This window comes from Bacteroides sp. D22, assembly GCF_000163675.1.
GTDB classification, from domain to species: Bacteria; Bacteroidota; Bacteroidia; order Bacteroidales; family Bacteroidaceae; genus Bacteroides; species Bacteroides xylanisolvens.
Map to the genome: position 1 here is coordinate 1 of NZ_GG774845.1, position 3085 is coordinate 3085.

Consider the following 3085-nt stretch of genomic DNA (forward strand, 5'->3'; position numbering starts at 1 on the left):
CCCCCCCCCCGCCCCCAAAGGGGGAGCGACCAAACGGCAGCCTCTCTCAATGGAGTGTTACGTCGTTCGGATTCGGAAGAAATTTTGCAGGGTTCGGAAAACGGTTGTGTGCTTATTCTAAAAAAAGTTTATGGTGTGGCGCTCGTCGGGACGGGTGGTCCCGCCCCTTGCCGCTGGGCGCTCCCCGACCGATGATTTTTAAGTGACTGATTTTGTGCTGTTTTGGGGGTATATTAAGAATAGAAGAAATAGAATAAGTTAAGTACTTGATACACAATATAGGGCATTTTCCATATTGGAAATTCTCATTTTCCAATCTAGAAAATACTGATTTCCTAATATAATACTAAACAGGAAAATAATATTTCCCTTAATATTGTTTTTATGGAAAATAATAGTTTACTTTGTGGAGAATAATATTTCCCAAAAACACATCAAAATGGAAAATAAAAAAGCAGTTAAGTTAACCGATTTTCAAAAGAACGAAGAAAATCCTTTTATGAAACAAGCTATAGAAGGTATTGAAAATCATGTTGTTAAAAAGTATAAGAGTAATAGTGGTGGCGATAAGAGAGCCGTAGTAGCTTTAGCCGACACTGAAACTGGAGAAGTGTTTAAGACTTCGTTTATCCGTCAAATAGAAGTAGATGAAGAACAATTCACTAAATTGTATCTTTCTAACTTTGCTGCATTCTTTGACCTATCACAAGCAGCTATTCGGGTTTTTGGTTACTTTATGACCTGCATGAAACCCAAAAATGATTTAATCATCTTCAATAGAAAAAAATGCCTAGAATATACCAAATACAAAACAGACAAAGCCGTTTATAAAGGACTTGCAGAACTTGTAAAAGCTGAAATCATAGCCCGAGGACCAGCCGATAATCTTTGGTTTATTAATCCTCTGATAGTATTCAATGGTGACCGAGTGACATTTGCTAAAACATACGTTCGGAAAAAGACTTTAGCTGCCCAAAAGAAAGAAGAAGCAGAGAAACGACAATTATCACTTGGCTTTGATGAACAGTAACACTCCATTGAGTGAAGCTGCCGTTTGGTCGCTCCCCCTTTGGGGGCGGGGGGGGGGGGGGGGGGATAGATAAAGTTCCTCTATGTAAAGTTATAATGGGGGATGAAAGGCAAGGTTCGCTAACCTTACCCCGATTGTTTATGCTTCCCAGCATTCAATCTATCCCCGTTTATGGGTTTCTCTTTCACCCTACAAAGATAACCTCATGGGGGAAAAATGTCCAAGAATATGGGGTAAAAACTATCAAGTCGGTAGAAAATAAGTATCTTTGAAGTACATTTTTAGTAGAGGTACTGGTATGCCTAGACGAAGCAGATAGGCAAAAATAAAGCCGCTGGAGATGTCGGATGTCCGTCAATTAACTCCAGCGGCTTGTATTTTGGTAACTCTCCCGTATCGGTCGGCTACCGTTTGGTCAGCAACAAAGGTAGTACTTTATTGTCGCAAATCCAAATGTTTTCCCCTTTATTTGTGCATTTACAGAACATTTGCTAACTTCGCACCTATGCAGTATGGTGATAGCACACTAGCACCCTAAAGGGTGCGTGTGTAAGGGGACAAGCCCCCTTAACCCCCTGTCAGCCGGCTGTCACCGGCTGTTATCGATTGTCACAAAAATGTTAACTTATGGGAGCAACAAGTATTCATGTACAAGCAGTGAAGCCGGGGAGTGAGATTCACAACTTTAGGGAAAAAGAGTTGGACTATGTTCGTCCCGAACTTAGTCATTTGAATGAAAGCTGGGTTGGAGATAGCATCTCCCATCGGCTGGAAAGTGCGAAACAAAGATATCTCGATACGGTTGGGCAGAAGATGCAGGCTAAAGCCGCACCCATACGAGAGGGAGTAATAGTAATCAAACAAGAAACCACCATGCAGGAACTCCAGCAGTTTGCCACGGTCTGCAAAGAACGTTTCGGTATCGAAGCATTTCAAATCCATATACACAAGGACGAAGGATACATGAACGCAAAGCAATGGACACCTAACCTTCATGCCCATGTAGTTTTCGATTGGACGCAGCCGAATGGGAAAAGTGTGCGTTTATCGCGTGATGACATGGCAGAACTCCAAACCATAGCATCTGAAACACTGGGCATGGAACGTGGCGTTTCTTCTGACCGCAAACACTTATCGGCTATGCAGTACAAGACCGAATGTGCGAAAGAACAGCTTCAGGAACTATCAAACGATATATCCAGTGCATTAGACAAACACAAGGACGTACAAAACCAGCTTCTTCAGCTTCAGAAAGAACTACGTTCCATTGAAACAAAGAAGAACGTCCAAAAACTCATTTCTAAGGCTTCAGAGAAGTTTTACGGCTTGATTGGAAAAACAGTCAACGATAGGGAAAAGGATGCCTTAAAAGCCAAAGTAAAGGCTTTAGAGGGGGAAAATGAACAGCTATCCGATAGACTGGGAAAGGCTATACTTGAAAAAGAGCAAAACGGCACAAAGGCATTCAAAGCCGAGAATGACAAGGAGTATTATAGACAACAAATGGACAACGCAAGGACAACCAGTAACCGATTAAGGACGGAGAACCAAGAACTAAAGACCGAAACCAAGGAATTGAAAAAAGAACTTGGTAAGATGAAAGACTTGTTCAATTCCGAACAACTGGAGGCTTTAAGGCATCATTTCCCAAACATATCAAAAGCTATGGAAGAGGGGAAAGACCTACTCAAGCAAATCACCAGAAGCAGAGGTTTCGGTATGGGTATGTAACCCCCCCCCCGCCCCCAAAGGGGGAGCGACCAAACGGCAGCCTCTCTCAATGGAGTGTTACGTCGTTCGGATTCGGAAGAAATTTTGCAGGGTTCGGAAAACGGTTGTGTGCTTATTCTAAAAAAAGTTTATGGTGTGGCGCTCGTCGGGACGGGTGGTCCCGCCCCTTGCCGCTGGGCGCTCCCCGACCGATGATTTTTAAGTGACTGATTTTGTGCTGTTTTGGGGGTATATTAAGAATAGAAGAAATAGAATAAGTTAAGTACTTGATACACAATATAGGGCATTTTCCATATTGGAAATTCTCATTTTCCAATCTAGAAA

General features: G+C 42.4%; 2 protein-coding genes. Both read left to right on the top strand.

The window, feature by feature from the left end; translation table 11 throughout:
- The first annotated feature begins 439 nt into the window (after window positions 1–439).
- On the top strand, window positions 440–1030 hold the full coding sequence (locus HMPREF0106_RS00250; protein WP_004295513.1) for a replication/maintenance protein RepL: 591 nt from the start codon (window positions 440–442) through the stop codon (window positions 1028–1030).
- A 627-nt stretch (window positions 1031–1657) separates the two neighbouring features.
- A complete protein-coding gene (locus tag HMPREF0106_RS00240) occupies window positions 1658–2761 on the top strand; it encodes a plasmid recombination protein (RefSeq protein ID WP_007219893.1) in 1104 nt (367 codons plus the stop codon).
- Window positions 2762–3085 lie beyond the last annotated feature (324 nt).

Coding starts and splice junctions, on each gene's coding strand:
- HMPREF0106_RS00250 (WP_004295513.1), top strand. CDS start 440: ATGGAAAATAAAAAAGCAGTTAAGTTAACCGATTTTCAAAAGAACGAA.
- HMPREF0106_RS00240 (WP_007219893.1), top strand. CDS start 1,658: ATGGGAGCAACAAGTATTCATGTACAAGCAGTGAAGCCGGGGAGTGAG.